This is a genomic window from Idiomarina seosinensis, from assembly GCF_003987275.1.
Lineage (GTDB): Bacteria > Pseudomonadota > Gammaproteobacteria > Enterobacterales > Alteromonadaceae > Idiomarina > Idiomarina seosinensis.
Genome location: NZ_PIQF01000003.1, coordinates 304660 through 322743, shown reverse-complemented (window position 1 = coordinate 322743; position 18084 = coordinate 304660). Strand labels below are relative to the sequence as shown.

The window sequence follows — 18084 nt, the reverse complement described above, 5'->3', positions numbered from 1 at the left end:
TTGTATGTTTCAGCGCATTATTCAGTTTGCTGTCGCTAATCGCCTGTTATTGGTATTGGCTTTATTCAGCATCAGCATTGCGTCATTTTTTGTTATTCCCAAACTTAATCTGGATGCCTTCCCCGATGTTACCAACGTTCAGGTAACGGTAAATACGGAGGCCCCCGGGTTAGCAGCGACCGAAGTCGAGCAGCTGATTACCTATCCGATAGAGTCGGTGATGTATGCTCTGCCCGACGTCAAAGAGGTTCGGTCAATCTCAAAAACAGGTTTATCGGGCATTACCGTAGTGTTTGACGAGAGTGTCGATATCTACTTTGCCCGGCAACTGGTGTTTGAACGACTGCAGGCGGCAAAGGAGTTGATACCCGAAGGCGTAGGTACACCCGAAATGGGTCCTAACTCTTCCGGCCTCGGCCAGGTTTATCAGTATCTGCTACTTGCCGAACCGGGCTCCGGTGTCAGCAGTATGGAGCTACGCAGTCTTAACGACTATGTGGTTAAACTGCTACTGATGCCCGTTGAGGGAATTACCGAAGTCTTGTCCTTTGGCGGTAAGGTTAAGCAATATCAGGTTAACCTAAATCCCGCGAAGTTACTGTCTTACGAACTCACACAGCAAGATGTGATGAGCGCGGTCAACAAGAATAACGGTAACGTTGGTGGTTGGTATATGCCCCGCGGTCAGGAGCAGTTGGTTATTCGCGGCACCGGCTGGTTGGATAGCGGTAAAAAAGGCCTGCAACAAATACGACAAATACCGCTCAAAACCGTTGACGGCGTTTCCGTAACACTGAGCCAGGTTGCCGACGTCGAAATCGGTAGTGAAATTCGCCAGGGGGCGGTCTCAATGTCGCGTAAAGTCGACGGCGAGGTCAACCAGCTGGGCGAAGTGGTGTCGGGTATTGTGCTCAAACGCATGGGCTCGAATACCAAAGCCACCATCGACGGTATTAAAAAGCGCATTCCGCTTATTCAGCAAGCATTACCCGAGGGTGTCACCTTTGAGCCGTATTATGATCAGGCCGATTTAATACAAAAAGCCGTATCTACGGTCGCGTATTCACTGCTCATTGCCTTTGTCTTTATTATCGCAGTATTAGCACTGTTTTTGCTCAACATACGCGCTACTTTTTTAGTGTTACTGTCCATTCCCGTTTCTATCGCCATTGCCCTGATGGTAATGTCCGCGATGGGCATGTCAGCTAACCTGATGTCGCTGGGCGGGATTGCTGTTGCCATTGGTATGCTGGTCGACGGCTCCGTGGTGATGGTTGAAAACATCTTTAAGCACTTAAGTCGTCCGGATAGTGAACACCAAGACGACGCCGAGCAACGCACAGAGCACCGCGACCCGGATCCTCAGGCAGCCAAACTCGATAGCCATGGTATCAAGCTGCGAGTTAAGGAAGCGGCGAACGAAGTGGCACGACCGGTATTCTTTGCCGCCATGATTATCTTGGTGGTCTTTATGCCACTGTTTAGTTTTCAGGGTGTTGAAGCTAAATTATTTGAGCCCATGGCTATCAGTATTATGTTGGCCATTATCTCCGCGGTTTTTGTGGCCATTATGGTTGTACCGGCATTAGCCAGTTACTTTTTCAGTCGGGGTATTAAGCCTCGTGAAAATAAACTGCTTAAACCACTAGATAATGGTTATAAAAGACTATTATCGGTGGCGTTACGCAGTAAAAAGGCTGTTATTACCCTGGCCGGTGTGCTGTTTGTCGGCGCTTTGGTGTTAGTGCCTCGTCTCGGCACAGAATTTGCGCCCGAATTGGAAGAAGGCACGATTAATATTCGCGTGACATTAGCCCCCTCCTCTAACCTTGAAACGGCCTTAGAGGTGGCTCCGAAGCTTGAAAAAATCCTGATGTCGTTCCCGGAAACCACCTACGCACTCAGCCGCATTGGACGAGCTGAAGTGGGTGGTGATCCAGAGCCTATCAGCAACATCGAGATATATGTGGGCCTTAAGCCGCAATCCGAATGGACAACGGCATCCGATCGCTACGCCTTACAAGAAAAAATGGAGGCAAAACTAGATGCTCACCCAGGCTTGTTGTTTAATTTTTCACAACCTATTGCAACACGGGTTGATGAACTGCTCTCAGGTGTAAAATCGCAGCTAGCCATCAAACTATTTGGACCCGAGCTTGACGTGTTGGCCCGTAAAGGCCAGGAAATAGAAGGTGCCGTCAAGCAAGTTGACGGGGCGGTTGCTGTAGCGATGGAGCAAATAAAAGGTGAAGCACAACTCGTGGTTTCGCCGAAACGCCAGCAACTCTCACGCTACGGCTTAAATGTCACCGATGTACTGAGCGTTGTCGACAATGGCTTGGGTGGCGCTTCGGCAGGCCAGATCATTCGCGGTAATGAGCGCTATGATATTTACGTGCGGCTGGCCAAGCAATTCCGCGATACGCCGGAGTCTATTCGTTCGTTACGCCTGTTAACTCCCTCAGGGGCCTGGGTAACCTTAGGCGAAGTCGCCCACGTCGCAATTGAATCAGGACCACCGCAAATCCGTCGTGATGACGTACAGCGTCGCGTTGTGATTCAATCGAACGTTCAGGGTCGTGACATGGGTAGCGTGGTTGCCGATATTAGGAAGGCGATTGACGAGAAGGTGGATTTACCAACCGGTTACTCAGTCGATATTGGTGGCCAGTTCGAAAGTCAACAACGAGCACAGGAGCGCTTGTCCATTGTCGTTCCCATATCGCTGGCACTCATCGCCCTGCTGCTTTATTTTGCTTTCGGCACCATGGGTCAAGCCATGTTGATTTTGGTGAATGTACCATTGGCAGTCATCGGCGGTATTGTGGCACTCTATGTGTCAGGACAGTACTTATCGGTGCCCAGCGCCGTGGGTTTCATCACACTGTTTGGTGTAGCGGTACTAAACGGTGTGGTTCTGGTCGAGAGTATTAACCAGAGAATAACCGATGGGCATGCGGTTAATGATGCCGTGTTTGATGGCGCGTGGTCGCGACTACGCCCGGTATTAATGACAGCAATAACCTCAGCGTTAGGACTCATTCCCATGCTGTTTGCAACCGGTGCAGGGGCTGAAATTCAACGCCCACTGGCTACCGTCATTGTTGGTGGTTTGGTATCAGCTACTCTGCTGACATTGGTTATCTTACCCGTGCTCTATCCTTGGTTTTCGAAACAAAAAATTAAGGATCTGAGCCGTTAGGGTTCAATAGCATTTAAGGGGGCGGTTATTGTCGCCCCCTTTTATTAAAAGAGGAACGTATTATGGGACATCACCATAACCATGATCACTCAAAGGACATGCCGTCCAACCGATTAGGTTGGGCATTCCTGCTTAACTTTGTTTTTACCATTATTGAGTTCATTGGTGGTTTTCTTACCAACAGTACCGCCATTTTAGCTGATGCCGTTCATGATCTTGGCGATAGCCTGTCGTTAGGTCTCGCGTGGATACTAAATAAACTTGGCAAAAAACAGGCTAACCAACACTTTACCTACGGTTATAAAAGACTGAATCTTGCCGGTGCATTTATTAATGCCGTTGTGTTAATCGCAGGCTCTGCCTGGGTACTTGTGGAAGCAATTCCCAGACTCTGGAACCCTCAGATGCCCGTCGCTGATGGCATGATTGCTTTAGCCGTCGTTGGCATTACAGTTAATGGATTTGCTGCTTACAAATTGTCAGAGGGCAAAACGTTAAACGAACGCGTTATTAACTGGCACTTGCTGGAGGATGTTTTCGGCTGGGTTGCTGTACTTATCGTTGGTATTGTTTTGCTGTTCGTAGACTGGCCGATTCTCGACCCTATATTGTCGATTGGCTTTACTCTATTTATTTTAGTGAATGTACTACGCAACCTGTGGGCAACACTGAAACTCTTCATACAGGCCACGCCAGACAAAAAAACCTACAAACAAGTCGCGGACGCTTTACTGGAGCTACCTCATGTCGCTGACCTACACCATCTGCATTTTTGGTCACTAGATGGCGAGGAGCATGTATTAACCGTTCATTTGGTGTTATCTAAAAACCTTGATATCGAGGCCCGTAGCGATTTAAAACAGCGCATCGATGACGTCCTTGCGCCCTATGCTTTAAGCCATACAACGGTAGAACTAGAAGATCCTGATGAAGCCTGTAGGGACAACTGATAATGAGTGCATTATTTTTAATGAAAACATTGGGCTTATTTATTGCCACCGCAATTGCTGAAATTGTCGGATGCTATTTACCCTACCTATGGCTCAAAGAGGGCCATTCGGTTTGGTTGCTCATTCCGGCGGCAGTGAGCTTAGCCTTATTTGCTTACTTGTTAACACTTCATCCGGCGGAAAGCGGACGCGTTTACGCAGCCTACGGCGGTATTTACGTGTTAACCGCCATAGTGTGGCTGCGAATTGTCGATAAATCGCCACTATCCAATTTCGACCTGATTGGCACGGCGTTTGTGCTAACCGGTATGGGGATTCTTGTGTATGGCTGGCGTTAGCTATAAAGCAATTCAGTTAAAGAACTCCGCTCAAAAGTTTTACTACACAGACTAACGCACCTTATGTTTGTCCGTGGTAGCGTCCTCAACCCCGTCATTAAGCGAGGCCATCAGTGGACAATAGACATCTCCGTGTCCGGCGCTGCATTTTTGCACCAGCTCATTCAACGCTCGTTCAATTTGCTGTAAGTGCGATATCTTTCGACGAACACTGGTGAGCTTTTGCTCCCCAAGCTCCCGTGCCTCATCGCAATGAGCGCCATCTTGCAGAGTTAATAGCTCACCAATTTCATCCAGACTAAATCCAAGCCATTGAGACGCGCGAATAAAATGAAGCCGAGCAAGCGCTTGTTCGTCGTAATGTCGAATTCCCCCATACGGCTTCTCCGGCTCGCTCATTAGCCCTCGGCGCTGATAATAGCGCACCGTTTCCACGCCCACGCCGGCTGTTTTGGCCAGCGTGCCAATTGTCATTACGTTGCGTTTTTTTAACATAGCTATTGCTTCCGTAGTGAGGTACGGGTCTAAGATTAACACATTAAAGCAAAATGCCCGAAAGAGTTACTATTATGTCAAATTCAAAATCTGGTCGGGGCTCTCTTCTCGCGGGAGGGATCGCAGCGACTCTGGCATCTGCGTGTTGTCTGGGTCCCCTCATATTACTTGCACTCGGTGTATCCGGGGCCTGGATTGGGAGCCTCACAGCACTTGAGCCTTATCGACCCATTTTTATTGCCATTGCATTGATTGCCATATTCTTTGCCTGGCGTCGAATATACCGGCGTGCTGATGACTGCAACCCTGATGACACCTGCGCAACGCCAAATGCTCGTAAGAGCTACAAAGTGATGTTTTGGCTCGTTGCGGTACTTACTTTAACAGCACTGGCTTACCCCTATGTTGTTCCTTTCTTTTACTAGGAGGCAATACACAATGAAAAAAGCAATGATAACAACCATTTTATTTTTACTGTTTAGCATGCCCGCATTGGCGGCTGAGAAAACCGTCACGCTATCAGTACCCGGTATGACATGCGTCACCTGCCCAATTACCGTCAAAGCTGCGCTTGGCCAAGTCGCAGGTGTGAGCGCCGTCGATGTCCGTTTTGAAGAGCGGGATGCAACCGTGACATTCGACGACGAAAAAACGTCAGTTAAGCAGCTCACTGAAGCAACGACAAATGCAGGATACCCATCAACACTGAAAGCAACGGCACCAAAAAATCAGTCATGAAACATCACAATGCCTTATAGCTGCTGTAAAACTGAAAGACCAAGGAGTAACCGTTATGAGTAGTAACAATTTACACATTGCTGTCATTGGTAGCGGCGGCAGTGCGATGGCTGCGGCACTCAAAGCGACCGAGGGAGGTGCCCGAGTGACGCTCATTGAGAGAGGTACTATTGGCGGAACTTGTGTCAATATTGGCTGTGTCCCGTCTAAAATCATGATCCGAGCGGCTCATATCGCCCAACTGCGGCGAGAAAGCTCTTTTGATAAAGGCTTAAGTACTCATACTCTTAAGGTAAATCGATCAGCTCTCCTCGAGCAACAACAGGCTCGGGTAGAAGAACTCCGTGAATCCAAATACCAGAGTATTCTTAGAGAGAATTCCGCCATTACCGTTATTAACGGCGAAGCCCGCTTTATAAACGATGAAACTCTTTCCGTATCACTTCGCGATGGCGGTGAGCAAACGATTTACTTTGACCGTGCTTTTATCGGCACCGGGGCCCGACCCGCACCCCCCCCCATCCCCGGCTTAGCTGAAACCCCTTACCTTACTTCGACAAGCGCATTAGAGCTAAATGACATTCCTAAGCGCCTCCTTATTATTGGAGCCTCGGTCGTTGCTCTTGAGTTAGCACAAGCCTTCGCGCGTCTCGGTAGTGAAGTTACTGTTTTGGCCCGCAATCGGGTGTTATCCCAAGACGAGCCTGCCATTGGTGAAGCAATAGCGACTGTTTTTGATCGCGAAGGCATCAATGTGCTTGAGCATACAGAAGCCAGCGAAGTGCGTTACGACGGACAACACTTCATTCTCAAAACCAATGCCGGAACATTAAAAGCAGAACAACTGCTCGTGGCCACAGGCCGTACGCCCAATACGGAAAACCTCGATTTAAAAACCATCGGTGTACAAACTGAACGCGGTACAATAACGATTAACGAGCGCATGCAAACCTCTAACTCAAGAGTATATGCGGCAGGCGACTGTACGAATCAGCCGCAGTTTGTCTATGTCGCCGCCGCAGGCGGCAGCCGAGCCGCTATTAACATGACGGGCGGTGATGCGCATCTTGATCTCAGTGCAATGCCCAAGGTTATCTTTACTGATCCACAAGTCGCCACGGTGGGTTTATCAGAAGCTGATGCTAAAACTGGTGGTTACGTCACCGAAAGCCGCACGTTGGGCCTTGAAAATGTCCCACGGGCATTGGTTAACTTCAATACCCAAGGGTTTATAAAAATTGTCGCAGAGAGTGGCAGCGGCCGACTGCTCGGTGTTCAAGTCGTCGCAGGAGAAGCCGGTGAGTTGATTCAAGCTGCTGTAATGGCGATAAGAGCAGGAATGACAGTCAATGAGTTGGCTGATGAGCTCTTCCCATACCTTACGATGGTAGAAGGCTTAAAATTATGCGCTCAAACGTTTACTAAAGATGTTAGCCAATTATCTTGCTGCGCTGGGTGAGATAACCTAGCTTAACTTCACTGGACAGTTACCAATATTTCGGATTTAGCTGCTGGTTGGTGATCGGTTAAGCTAGTTCAGGAGTGATAATAGTTGTTATAAGCACTTTTTTCTCATTCATATTAGCTCTTATTTGTCTCACTTATTTGACAATAAGTTTTCCTAGATACCTTTGCATCTGACAATGAAAATCGTATTCTCCGTGCTTCAATGCAGGCAGTTGAATCGACTTCAATTTATTGGAAGGCAAAATATCACTGATCTCCAGATCAGGAATAAGCAAAGTTTCAGAGCAAGGAGATTGATCCTTTCGCAGAAATTTAAGCTCAACAGGCTTGCCTTCTCGCACCTTTATACGCGAAGGTGAGTAGGTACCGTTTTCTACAGTAATTACAATCTCACCTTCTTCCGCCTGTTTCTCAGCAGGTTCATAAAGCCAAAACCACCAGACAATCAGTGCAATTAATGTTAAGCCAGCGATATTAATAAATAACATTTTTACTCTCCTGAAAGAGCTCTAATTAAAAGAGGAATCAGTGACTCTTCGCTTTGAAAAAGCGCAACCGATTAGCGTTACTCACTACCGTGAGTGACGAAAAAGCCATTGCTGCACCTGCAATAACCGGGCTCAACAGCATTCCAAAAAATGGATACAGAACACCTGCGGCAAAAGGAATACCTGCTACGTTGTAAATAAAAGCACCAAATAAGTTTTGTTTAATGTTGCTCAGTGTGGCCTTGCTCACCGCGACCGCATCGGCAAGCCCGTGCAACGACCCGCGCATCAATGTAATATCAGCACTTTCAATAGCGACGTCCGTTCCCGTGCCAATCGCGAAGCCTACATTGGCAATAGCTAGTGCTGGCGCATCATTAATACCATCTCCCGTCATGCCAACGATTTCGCCTTCCATCTGCAGCTCCTGAACCTTTTTTGATTTTTCTTCCGGCAGAACTTCAGCGAAAAATTCTTTAATTCCTACTTTTTCAGCAACTGCTTCTGCTGTCGCGCGATTATCACCAGTAAGCATCACTACTCGCACACCGTTATCTTGCAAACGTTTAATGGCGGCTACGGAGTCGTCTTTTATCGGGTCGGCAACTGCAATAATTGCAGCTAACTCATTATCAACGGCAAAGTACATAGGCGTCTTAGCTTCAGCAGCTAAGCCTTGGGCTTTTTCAACAAAGTTACCGAGCTCAACTTGACGTTCACGCAACAGCTTTTCATTACCGAAAAGGAGGGACTTCCCGTCAACTTCTGCCTCCACGCCATGACCAGCGATGGCGTTGAAGTTCGAGACCTTACTTGTCTTAATCCCTCTTTCCCTGGCTGACTCAACTATCGCCTGTGCTAGCGGATGTTCAGAGCCAGACTCAAGTGTCGCTGCAAGTTGCAGTACGGTTTGCTCATCGTACTCACTCGCTACTAATACGTCGGTGACTTTAGGAGAACCAAGTGTAATGGTGCCCGTTTTATCCAGGATCATAGCCGATACTTTCGACGCTGTTTGCAATGCTTCGCCATTGCGAATCAGCACACCTGCCTCTGCGGCTTTTCCTACACCCACCATTACCGACATAGGCGTCGCCAGGCCTAATGCGCAAGGGCAAGCAATAATCAAAACGGTAGTCGCTGACACCACAGCAAAGGCCAGTGCCGGCTCAGGCCCAAAGTTAAGCCAAGCTAGAGCACTGATAACAGCGATAATCATAACGACTGGCACAAAGTAAGCTGAAATAATATCGGCAAGACGACCGATTGGGGGCTTAGAGTTTTGCGCCCGTTTCACCATGTTAATAATTTGAGCAAGTGCTGTATCTTTTCCGACTCTTGTCGCTTGAAACAAAAAGGAACCACTTTTATTTATCGTGCCCGCCACAACGTCATCACCAACTGATTTTTCCACGGGCATGGGTTCACCCGTTAGCATAGATTCATCAACGGTGGTACTTCCCTCTATAACTTTTCCATCAACAGGGATTTTTTCTCCGGGACGAACACGTACTACGTCCTCCTCGAGTACGTCTTCGATAGCGATATCCAATTGTTTATCGTCACGAATCACCCTTGCGGTTTTCGCCTGCAAACCAATGAGACGTTTTATGGCTTCGGACGTGCGCCCACGAGCTTTCAGTTCAAGTGCCAGCCCCAAATTGATCAAACCGATAATCATTGCGGTCGCTTCAAAGTATACGTGACGCGCCATTTCCGGAACCAGGTGCGGAACCAATACAACCACCATGGAATACAACCAGGCGGTACCAGTACCAAGTGCGATCAGCGTATCCATATTAGCGGAATGATTTTTCAAAGATTGCCAGGCACCGACGAAGAAGTGTTTGCCCGAAAAGTAAAGTACACCTAACGTTAGAATACCTACGACTAACCATGTCACACGCTCTGTGGCAGTGGTCACCGTCATTTCACCAACAAAAAGGCTATAAATCATGAGAGGTACACCTAACGACAGCGCAACGGTCATCTCCCGCATCAGCCGCTTGTAATAAGCCCAGTCGGCTTGCTCTTTTTCTGCCAACGCATCACCGTCACTTTCGGACGTGGCTACTTTAGCGCTATACCCCGCCCTCTCTACTGCTTTCACTAAAGCGCTCGGATTTGCTGTTCCAGTCACACTGACCGTTCGCTGGGCAAAGTTCATCTCTGCATTTTCCACGCCGGATACAGACTTTAATGCATTTTCGATTTTGCCAACACAACTCGCGCAACCGGCTCCCTCGATAATGAGTTCCTCAATGGAACGACTACGAACGTCCTCAGTTTTTACACCCATACCAGTGCTCCTTATTGACGGGAAAAAAGCCAAGCAACAGCTATTTCCCGTAAAGTACCAACGATAAAACCGTCACTCACTACATATCCGAAAATCGATTCGCAGTTTGCACCATTCGTTTTATTTCATTTTCTTCAACGCTCTTTACCGTTTCTAACAGCTCTTTTGCGCTGTCTATATCAACACGGGAATATAGGTGTTCATACAACTCAATGACTTGCTCATGATGGTTTACAATGTTCTCCATAATGTGATCAGTATCTAACTCTTTAAAAGGCGAATCACAGTGTCCATGCTCAACGATGGGATGTTTCCCAATATAGTCATAACACCAAGTGTCTAATGCATTTCGGTTTGCTGTACTCAAAAAACCTTCGACCATTCGCTCTAAGCTAGCCTCATGACCCGACACGTAGTTTAGAATCATCCGAGCTCGTTCATCTTGGTTTTGTTTAGAGCAGTGAGTAACACACTCCTTCAGGTTTTTGTGGAAATCAACGGTCCAACTCAGCACATCTTTGATTGTTTCTATTTGCATTTTTTACTCCTTACCTATAATTAATCGTTACTTTCGTTTGCTTTTGGTACGTGGCGGGCTTCTGTGGCAACTCCACGGTGTATGCTCTGCATTATCTTTAATATTTTGATCAATAAATTTGTAGTATTCCTCTTTCAAGTGAGTCCACCAGCCACTATTTATTTCAACACCAAATATTCCGAGCTTTTCCTCTATCATAGTCAGATCGACTTTAGAGGCATCATAAGCGACCGATAACAAGTTCTGGTCAGAGTCGTAGGCAACGCTATCAAGACCAACCAAGCGATCGATTTCGTTAATCGCTTCGCGAACTTTTTTCACACTCTCAGTGTTTAGCTTTAACGTGCGATTGACTAAGTTAATTTCCCGCACTCCGGCTCTATGATCGTTAGTTGACATCAGTACTGTCCTATTTATTAAAACTACCAATATGCTTCAGTCGACGTTGCCGCGATATTAACGTTGTAACGAGAGTTCTTTATCAGTCGCTGCTCGTTTGTCGTGAACCCAAAGCAATTCATCTATTGGCGAGATACAGACTAAGCCCTCGTTAGATACCCCGGTATGGGCCGCTTCAACTACCAAAAACGCAACGTCACGCGCGTCATCACTGTTCACATAAACTTCGAGCTGTACGTGCTCAACTAAGTGATCATCGTTATAACTATCGAAGTAATAGCCTCGACCTCGAACAGGAAACAATGTAAAGCCGCTAACGCCACACCCAACCAGAGTCTCCTCCACTGCGTCTTGCCGAAGTTGATCAAAAATAGCGGTGATTTTAGATAGGTTCATATATTCTCCTACAAGCCTTAAGTCACTTAACTTAAGAGCTTTATCTAGCATGATTAAATTTCGAAAAAAGTTTTAATTGAAATTCAGCAGGAGCTATTTCGGAGGATAAAAAATATCAAAAGACATTTGCTTAACATTCCCTTCATATGAAAGAGGATGCTGCAAGTAACCAATTGACTTTATTGGTAAATTGAACGGAATTAATACTAAAGGTGAGCTTGCAGAGTTGCACTCCGCATCCATTAAACATGTATCAGCAGAGTCAGTTAAACAATAACAGCACGTGTTACTGGCAGGTTGTTCGTCGTCATCACAATGAATGTTGCTTTTTCTCTCGTTTGCAACATCTGCCTGATTAACGTTGATTACGTGCTCTGCGCTGGAGGCAGTATTATGGACAGGAGCAGCTGGGAAGGATAGTTGAATCACTATTCCTAGCATAAGCACAACTAAAAATTTTGTTTGAGCCATATGTGTGTCCCCAATCCCGAATTTTAACCTAGCATACTTGTTAGCGCACATCATTGATCAAGATCAATGATGTGCGTCTCTTAACTAAAATAATTGGTCTTATACACGCTTAACCTTTTGCCCACGCCACAAGTAGTAAACAGCGGGTAACACGAGCAAGGTTAGAATAACAGCGCTGATCATTCCTCCAACCATCGGGGCGGCTATTCGGCTAACCACTTCAGCACCAGTTCCTGTACTGAACATGATAGGCAATAGACCAGCAATTGTAGAAACCGCCGTCATCATGACAGGACGAACACGAAGCCCAGCCCCTTCCATTACAGCGCGAGAAACACCGTCTTTAGTCAAAGCTTTACCTTGCTCTAGTTGGCGTTGTTCGTATTCGTTATAGGACTGATTAAGATAAGTCAGCATTAATATCCCTATTTCTACGGTAACCCCCGCTAGTGCTATAAAGCCAACCGCTACAGCAACTGAGAAATTATAATCTAAAAGATACATTAGCCAGATTGACCCCACCAATGCGAGAGGCAAAGTTCCCAATATAATGGCTATTTCTGTAGCGTTTCGAAAGTTCATATATAAAAGAACGATAATAATCGCGAGCGTTAACGGAATCACGTAAGTCAGTTTTTCCTTTGCCCTTTCCATATATTCGTACTGCCCGGACCAGGTAACTGAATACCCTGCTGGCAACTCGAGTTCTTGTTCTACAACCTTCATTGCTTTTTCAACATAAGTGCCGACATCAACTCCCTCAATGTCGACAAAAGTCCAGCCATTAAGTCTTGCGTTTTCGCTTTTAATTGCCGGCGGTCCAAGTTCAACGTAGACATCAGCCACATCCGCCAAACTAATACGCTGCCCGTTTGGCGTAACTAAAGGTAGCTTCTTTAATTCTTCCGGCGAATCACGGTAATCTTGAGGGTAGCGCAAGTTTATTGGGTAACGTTCAAGCCCTTCAATGGTCTCTGAAACATTCATTCCACCAATAGCCGTGGCAACGACCTGCTGCACATCCTCAATGTTCAAGCCATAACGTGCAGCCTGCTCTCTTTCTATGTCAACTTTGACATAGCGTCCACCTGCCACTCGCTCTGAATAAACAGAAGCCGTACCATCGACATCATCAAGTATTGCTTCAAGCTGCTGCCCTATCGTCTGAATTTCATTAAGATCGGCTCCGGCAACTTTTATACCTACCGGCGTTTTGATACCTGTCGATAGCATATCAATGCGAGTTTTAATGGGGTAAACCCACGCATTGGTCAGCCCCGGAAACTTTACAAGCGCATCCAGTTCTTTTTTCAACTTCTCAGTGGTCATACCGTCTCTCCACTGATCTTTCGGTTTCAGTTGAATAAAGGTTTCAATCATCGTTAGGGGTGCCGGATCAGTGGCGGTATCCGCTCGACCAATTTTGCCAAAAACCGTCTTCACTTCCGGTACCGTTTTTATGAGCTTGTCGGTTTGCTGCAACAGCTCCCTTGCTTTACCAATTGATAATCCGGGATAGGTAGTGGGCATATACATCAAATCGCCCTCATCCAAATCTGGAATAAATTCACTACCAATTTTGTCAATCGGCCAGACACCAACGGCCAGGATAACAAGCGCTCCGACAACTGCTGTCTTGGGGTATTTCAAAATGCCTTTTAAAAGCGGTTTATACCCGGCGATCAATAACCGATTAAGCGGGTTTTTCCCCTCAGGTGTTACCTTTCCTCTGATAAAATATCCCATCAACACGGGGATAACGGTAACCGCTAAGGCTGCACTGGCTGCCATTGCGTAAGTTTTCGTGAAAGCAAGCGGAGAAAACATCCGCCCTTCCTGGGCTTCTAAGGTAAATACCGGCATAAAGCTGACGGTAATAATGAGCAAGCTAAAGAAAAGAGCAGGGCCCACCTCTGAAGCAGAGGCGGCAACCACCCGCCAGCGGTTCTCTGCTGTCAGTGGCGTTTTTTCCATATGCTTATGCATATTTTCAATCATGACGATGGCACCATCGAGCATAGCGCCAATAGCGATTGCGATCCCTCCAAGTGACATAATATTCGCGTTAATTCCTTGCCAATACATGACAATAAACGCGGTTAAAATACCCAAAGGCAAGCTGATAACGGCAACCAGCGAGGAGCGGACATGGAAGAGAAATATCACACAGATAAACGCGACAATAGCGAGTTCTTCTATTAAACTTTTCCAGAGACTTTCCACGGCATCCGAGATAAGCCCCGAACGATCATAGACAGTGACTATATCGACACCTTCTGGTAGCCCAGACTTTAATTCTTCCAACTTTTGTTTAACGCCATCAATCGTTTTTTGGGCATTTTCTCCGAAACGCATTACCACAATACCACCCACGGCTTCTCCCTCACCGTTGAGTTCGGCGATACCGCGTCTCATTTGGGGGCCCACACCCACATCAGCAACGTCTTTAAGCAATAATGGCGTGCCATTTTCATCAACGCCAAGCGGGATACTCTCTAAGTCTGACACACCATCAATATAGCCTGAGGCCCGGACCATATACTCAGCTTCCGCCATTTCAACCACCGACGCCCCCACTTCCTGATTACCTCGCTGGATAGCATTTTGTATGTGAGCAAGAGGAATATCGAATGCGCGCAGCTTCTCCGGATCCACTTTCACCTGGTACTGCTTTACCATCCCGCCGAGGGCGGCAACTTCCGAAACCCCCTCGACCGTTTGCAGTTCATACTTTAAAAACCAATCCTGCATACTGCGTAACTCACTCAAATTGTGGTTACCCGTACGATCAACCAAGGCATACAAATACACCCAACCAACCCCTGTTGCATCAGGGCCTAATTGCGGTCTTGCATTAGAAGGCAGTGTCGGAGCAACCTGAGACAAATATTCCAGTACTCGCGAACGCGCCCAGTAAGCGTCTGTATCTTCGTCAAAAATGACATACACATAGGAGTCGCCGAAAAACGAATATCCACGGACGGTTTTAGCGCCGGGGACAGACAGCATAGCGGTTGTTAATGGATAGGTTACTTGATCTTCTACCACCTGCGGCGCTTGACCCGGATAGCTGGTTTTAATGATCACCTGGACATCCGACAAGTCCGGCAGTGCGTCTACGGGCGTATTCTTAACCGCAAAAGCACCAACACCCACGAGGATTAATGTCGCCAGAAGAACGAAAAAACGGTTACTCACTGACCATCGAATGACTGACTTAATCATGGTTATGCTCCTGCTCTGTCACTTGTTTTTGCTCAGGAATATGAATCGATGTGAGCTGGTACTGTTGCTTCCCGACTTGCGTTATTTCCGCATGCAAGGATAACCCCGTGCTAAGCTGAGAAAGTTCAACATCCGAAGCAACATCGAAGTCCATCGTCATTGCAGGCCAGTCCCATTCAGAAATCTCACCGTGCTCCAGCGTAACCATCGAGTGCTGAGGCATAACATTTTTAACGGTTGCTTCAACCCAGACAGCTTGAGCTGCTGCGTCACTTGACATACTGCCATGGCTCTCGTTATCAGCATCAGTGTCATGTTGCATGCGCTTAAAGTCAGAGGATTTACTGGACTCAGAATCAATCAAAAACTGAGCTGAAGTAACGATGTCATCACCTGCCATAAGACCCGATAAAATTTCAACTCGCGAGCTCCCTAACCGCCCAACGTCAACATTAACTGATTTAAATTTCCCATCACCCAGTGCCAGTACAACTCGGTTCGAACCACCCATTCGGATAAGCGCTTCTTTAGGGATGATTAAGTTTTTGTCGCCTAAACCAGCCTTAATGTTAAGATTCGCAAACATGCCCGGTTTTAAAAAACCATCTGGGTTGTCGAAGTGAATTCGAACTTGTCCCGTCCGAGTTTTAGGGTTAAGTGACGGATAGACATAATCAACCTTTCCTTGCCACTCTTTACCTGGAGCATACTCAAGGTTCATTTGAACGTCATTGCCTACCTCAACCTGGTTCAATTGCCGCTCAAAGACTTCTGCAATAACCCAAATTTTATCCAGTTGAGCAATGGTCATTAAATTCATACTCGGCGTTACAAACGCACCTTCACGCACAGTCAGTCTATCCAATACCCCGGACTGCTTTGCTTTTACCGTGATTGTTTTCTGAATTTTACGAGTTTCTTTTAACTTCTTAATCTCAGATTCAGAGACTTGCAGAGCTCTTAAGCGTTCTTCAGCAGCATCTAGTAGAACCTGATTACCTCGCTGCGAGGCTAGTACAAGCTCCTCTTGAGCATTAACCATTTCCGGTGAGTAAATACTGTATAACGGTTGGCCTGCTTTAACAGAGTTACCGACCGCTTTTACAAAAAGGTTTTCAATCCAACCTTCAACACGAGGACTTACTGTTAATACTCGGTCCTCATCAAACTGAACATAGCCAACTGTTTCGATATCTAGGTTGAGTCTCGAGGACGTGACGGTTGCAGTTGTAACCCCAAGGTTATTAATAACGTCGGGATCAATTCTCACCGTACCAGGTGAACTCTCTTCTGCATCATCGCCATAGTAAGGAATAAGGTCCATCCCCATTGGAGACTTTCCTGGTTTGTCTCGGCGATAATTGGGATCCATCGGAGCCACCCAATATAACGGCTCTTTTTCTGTATTGCCCGATGAACGATCAGACACTTCAGTCGATTGCATTACATAGCCAATAGCGCCAGCGCCAACTGCAAAGCCTACAGCTAAACTTATAAGAGATTTGGTGACTGTTTTCATTTTAAACTCCTGAGAATAATAAGTAGTTTGCTTCGGCAATCAGCTTTTGGCGGTTGATGGCGATCGCTAATGCATCAATTTTTGCGTTGACTTCAGCAATCTGTGAACGCACCGCCTCTGCAAAGTCGCCATCATCATTGTTGTAAGCTGTCAATGCAGCTTCAGACTGGGCGGACATTTGTGGAAGTAGCTCTTCACGATAAAGAGCAGCGCGTTCATTCAAACGATTCAGTTGTACAAAGGTACTGCGTAAATTGGCTATTAACTGTCTGGCAATCAGCAGTTTTTCAGTTCTTTTTGCTTCAGTTTTATACTTTGCCGAACGCACCTGTTCATCCTGCTTGTTATCAGTAAACAGTGGTATATCGAACGTAACTCCGGCTGAAAACAAGTCGGCACGGTCATTACCGCTTGGAGCATCGTTTCTATGACCATATTTAAGGTTGGTTGACCATTGTGGTTTATAACCTTGTTGAGCAAGCTCTACAGAAGTTTCCGACGCCGAAATGTCTTGATCGGTAGCTTGCAAAACTGGGTGCCCTTTTATTAATTCGTACAAGGCTTGTTTAGGCATTGTTGAAGGCGAACTCAATGCTTCCTGTAGCGTAAGGTTAGGAACGTCATCTGGTAACTTTGATTTCGCTATAGCACCTATCCACTCCGACAGTTTGCTTTGAAATCGCTCTTCTTTCTGTCTTAATGAAGTCAATCTGTCATCCAGTCGTGTGAGCTCAAGCTGGGCCCTAATAACATCCTGCTGCCGTGCTTTTCCTTCGGTACTGGTATAACTTGCCTTGGCGGTCGACACTAACTGTTCAAAAAGCGCTCTATCGGATTCAATCAAACGGATACTTTGCTGAGAGAAAAAAACGTCTAACCACAACTTCGTTACCGTTGTTTTGACCTTAGCAATACGATCAGCCCTCAAAAGGGGTTGTTTTTGGGCCAATTGATTTTTTTGCTTACGAGACAACGATAGCGTGTTTCCTCTAGGAAAAGTTTGTGAAACACCTACGATCAATTGGGTCATTCCTTCCTGTCGTGAACTAAAACTGTCAACAGGGAAACTGGCTGCCGTGAGCGATATTTTAGGGTCAGGTAAGCTGGAAGAGGCTATAGCTTCACTCGCGAATGCCTCTTGGGTTTGCTTACTTGCTGTTAGCCAAGGGTCTTCTTGTACAGCGATACTCACTGCGTCTTGCAAATTCAAAGGCGGCTCTTGCGCATTTGCAAAATTTGGCACCACTACAGTCAGAACACTTAAATAAGCCATTTCTCTTAAAAGTTTCATATTGTTACTCTCAAAAACTGTAAATTTTTAAATTAAACACAGACCAGGCTATGAGTTAGAGCGTAACTAGGGTTACTAGCGAAATCATAACTACAATGACCGAGCCAAAGCTTAAAGCTGTGTTTTTACCTGGAAGATAGGCGCACCAGGTCGAGAAATTTAGTACTTTTTAAGAGTAGATTGGGGGCCGAAATAGCGAGAGAGAGTGCTTTTCTTTAATATTCGTATCTAAGAATGAGGAAGCGTTAAAAACCAGCTTCTCAATAGG

16 protein-coding genes are annotated in these 18084 nt (G+C 46.4%); 6 read left to right on the top strand and 10 right to left on the bottom strand.

From position 1 onward, the window contains the following. Positions 1–4 precede the first annotated feature (4 nt). The 3 genes from CWI81_RS10590 to CWI81_RS10580 all read left to right on the top strand — a co-directional run bounded on the left by CWI81_RS10590 (position 5) and on the right by CWI81_RS10580 (position 4490). Positions 5–3202: an efflux RND transporter permease subunit gene (locus tag CWI81_RS10590; RefSeq protein ID WP_126785274.1), complete on the top strand. Its 3198-nt coding sequence runs from the start codon at positions 5–7 to the stop codon at positions 3200–3202. A gap of 62 nt (positions 3203–3264) precedes the next feature. After that, the gene (locus CWI81_RS10585) at positions 3265–4152 is read left to right on the top strand and encodes a cation diffusion facilitator family transporter (RefSeq protein ID WP_071464063.1); all 888 of its coding nucleotides are present in this window, start codon (positions 3265–3267) and stop codon (positions 4150–4152) included. Positions 4153–4154: 2 nt separating this feature from the next. Beyond that, positions 4155–4490 carry a YnfA family protein gene (locus tag CWI81_RS10580; protein ID WP_011234879.1) on the top strand — a complete coding sequence of 112 codons (336 nt, stop codon included), beginning with the start codon at positions 4155–4157 and terminating at the stop codon, positions 4488–4490. Between the two features lie 51 nt (positions 4491–4541). On the opposite strand, the gene merR is transcribed toward CWI81_RS10580, so the two are convergent. Next, complete coding sequence (gene merR / locus CWI81_RS10575; protein WP_011234880.1) at positions 4542–4985, bottom strand: Hg(II)-responsive transcriptional regulator; 444 nt, start codon at positions 4983–4985, stop codon at positions 4542–4544. 74 nt (positions 4986–5059) lie between these two features. On the opposite strand from merR, the gene merT reads away from it, so the two are divergent. From merT to merA, 3 genes are read left to right on the top strand one after another with little or no spacing between them, the layout of a single operon-like run. Further along, positions 5060–5410, top strand: a complete 351-nt coding sequence (merT, locus tag CWI81_RS10570) for a mercuric ion transporter MerT (RefSeq protein ID WP_105307079.1) — start codon at positions 5060–5062, stop codon at positions 5408–5410. Positions 5411–5423: 13 nt separating this feature from the next. Continuing rightward, on the top strand, positions 5424–5723 hold the full coding sequence (gene merP / locus CWI81_RS10565; RefSeq protein WP_006956212.1) for a mercury resistance system periplasmic binding protein MerP: 300 nt from the start codon (positions 5424–5426) through the stop codon (positions 5721–5723). A 55-nt stretch (positions 5724–5778) separates the two neighbouring features. Then, positions 5779–7182 carry a mercury(II) reductase gene (gene merA / locus CWI81_RS10560; protein ID WP_126785273.1) on the top strand — a complete coding sequence of 468 codons (1404 nt, stop codon included), beginning with the start codon at positions 5779–5781 and terminating at the stop codon, positions 7180–7182. Between the two features lie 142 nt (positions 7183–7324). Here the strand turns inward: merA and CWI81_RS10555 are convergent, their stop codons facing one another. The 9 genes from CWI81_RS10555 to CWI81_RS10515 all read right to left on the bottom strand — a co-directional run bounded on the left by CWI81_RS10555 (position 7325) and on the right by CWI81_RS10515 (position 17816). Further along, complete coding sequence (locus tag CWI81_RS10555) at positions 7325–7678, bottom strand: cupredoxin domain-containing protein (protein WP_126785272.1); 354 nt, start codon at positions 7676–7678, stop codon at positions 7325–7327. Between the two features lie 37 nt (positions 7679–7715). After that, positions 7716–9977, bottom strand: a complete 2262-nt coding sequence (locus CWI81_RS10550) for a heavy metal translocating P-type ATPase (protein ID WP_126785271.1) — start codon at positions 9975–9977, stop codon at positions 7716–7718. Between the two features lie 79 nt (positions 9978–10056). Beyond that, positions 10057–10515 (bottom strand): ATPase, encoded by a 459-nt coding sequence (locus CWI81_RS10545; RefSeq protein WP_126785270.1) that lies wholly within the window; start codon positions 10513–10515, stop codon positions 10057–10059. 27 nt (positions 10516–10542) lie between these two features. After that, positions 10543–10914, bottom strand: coding sequence for a hypothetical protein (locus CWI81_RS10540; protein WP_034818188.1), 372 nt, complete (start codon positions 10912–10914; stop codon positions 10543–10545). A gap of 57 nt (positions 10915–10971) precedes the next feature. Continuing rightward, positions 10972–11310, bottom strand: coding sequence for a P-II family nitrogen regulator (locus tag CWI81_RS10535; protein WP_034818190.1), 339 nt, complete (start codon positions 11308–11310; stop codon positions 10972–10974). Between the two features lie 93 nt (positions 11311–11403). Then, on the bottom strand, positions 11404–11781 hold the full coding sequence (locus CWI81_RS10530) for a hypothetical protein (protein ID WP_126785269.1): 378 nt from the start codon (positions 11779–11781) through the stop codon (positions 11404–11406). A 99-nt stretch (positions 11782–11880) separates the two neighbouring features. Then, positions 11881–15006, bottom strand: coding sequence for an efflux RND transporter permease subunit (locus CWI81_RS10525; RefSeq protein ID WP_126785268.1), 3126 nt, complete (start codon positions 15004–15006; stop codon positions 11881–11883). Next, positions 14999–16525 (bottom strand): efflux RND transporter periplasmic adaptor subunit, encoded by a 1527-nt coding sequence (locus CWI81_RS10520; RefSeq protein ID WP_126785267.1) that lies wholly within the window; start codon positions 16523–16525, stop codon positions 14999–15001. Before CWI81_RS10520 ends, CWI81_RS10525 begins: the two co-directional genes overlap by 8 nt. A gap of 1 nt (position 16526) precedes the next feature. Then, on the bottom strand, positions 16527–17816 hold the full coding sequence (locus tag CWI81_RS10515; RefSeq protein ID WP_228757987.1) for a TolC family protein: 1290 nt from the start codon (positions 17814–17816) through the stop codon (positions 16527–16529). Positions 17817–18084: the final 268 nt, after the last annotated feature.

Excerpts from the sequence above, each read along its gene's own strand:
- CWI81_RS10590 (WP_126785274.1), top strand. The coding sequence starts at position 5 with ATGTTTCAGCGCATTATTCAGTTTGCTGTCGCTAATCGCCTGTTATTG.
- CWI81_RS10585 (WP_071464063.1), top strand. The coding sequence starts at position 3,265 with ATGGGACATCACCATAACCATGATCACTCAAAGGACATGCCGTCCAAC.
- CWI81_RS10580 (WP_011234879.1), top strand. The coding sequence starts at position 4,155 with ATGAGTGCATTATTTTTAATGAAAACATTGGGCTTATTTATTGCCACC.
- merR (WP_011234880.1), bottom strand. The coding sequence starts at position 4,985 with ATGTTAAAAAAACGCAACGTAATGACAATTGGCACGCTGGCCAAAACA.
- merT (WP_105307079.1), top strand. The coding sequence starts at position 5,060 with ATGTCAAATTCAAAATCTGGTCGGGGCTCTCTTCTCGCGGGAGGGATC.
- merP (WP_006956212.1), top strand. The coding sequence starts at position 5,424 with ATGAAAAAAGCAATGATAACAACCATTTTATTTTTACTGTTTAGCATG.
- merA (WP_126785273.1), top strand. The coding sequence starts at position 5,779 with ATGAGTAGTAACAATTTACACATTGCTGTCATTGGTAGCGGCGGCAGT.
- CWI81_RS10555 (WP_126785272.1), bottom strand. The coding sequence starts at position 7,678 with ATGTTATTTATTAATATCGCTGGCTTAACATTAATTGCACTGATTGTC.
- CWI81_RS10550 (WP_126785271.1), bottom strand. The coding sequence starts at position 9,977 with ATGGGTGTAAAAACTGAGGACGTTCGTAGTCGTTCCATTGAGGAACTC.
- CWI81_RS10545 (WP_126785270.1), bottom strand. The coding sequence starts at position 10,515 with ATGCAAATAGAAACAATCAAAGATGTGCTGAGTTGGACCGTTGATTTC.
- CWI81_RS10540 (WP_034818188.1), bottom strand. The coding sequence starts at position 10,914 with ATGTCAACTAACGATCATAGAGCCGGAGTGCGGGAAATTAACTTAGTC.
- CWI81_RS10535 (WP_034818190.1), bottom strand. The coding sequence starts at position 11,310 with ATGAACCTATCTAAAATCACCGCTATTTTTGATCAACTTCGGCAAGAC.
- CWI81_RS10530 (WP_126785269.1), bottom strand. The coding sequence starts at position 11,781 with ATGGCTCAAACAAAATTTTTAGTTGTGCTTATGCTAGGAATAGTGATT.
- CWI81_RS10525 (WP_126785268.1), bottom strand. The coding sequence starts at position 15,006 with ATGATTAAGTCAGTCATTCGATGGTCAGTGAGTAACCGTTTTTTCGTT.
- CWI81_RS10520 (WP_126785267.1), bottom strand. The coding sequence starts at position 16,525 with ATGAAAACAGTCACCAAATCTCTTATAAGTTTAGCTGTAGGCTTTGCA.
- CWI81_RS10515 (WP_228757987.1), bottom strand. The coding sequence starts at position 17,816 with ATGAAACTTTTAAGAGAAATGGCTTATTTAAGTGTTCTGACTGTAGTG.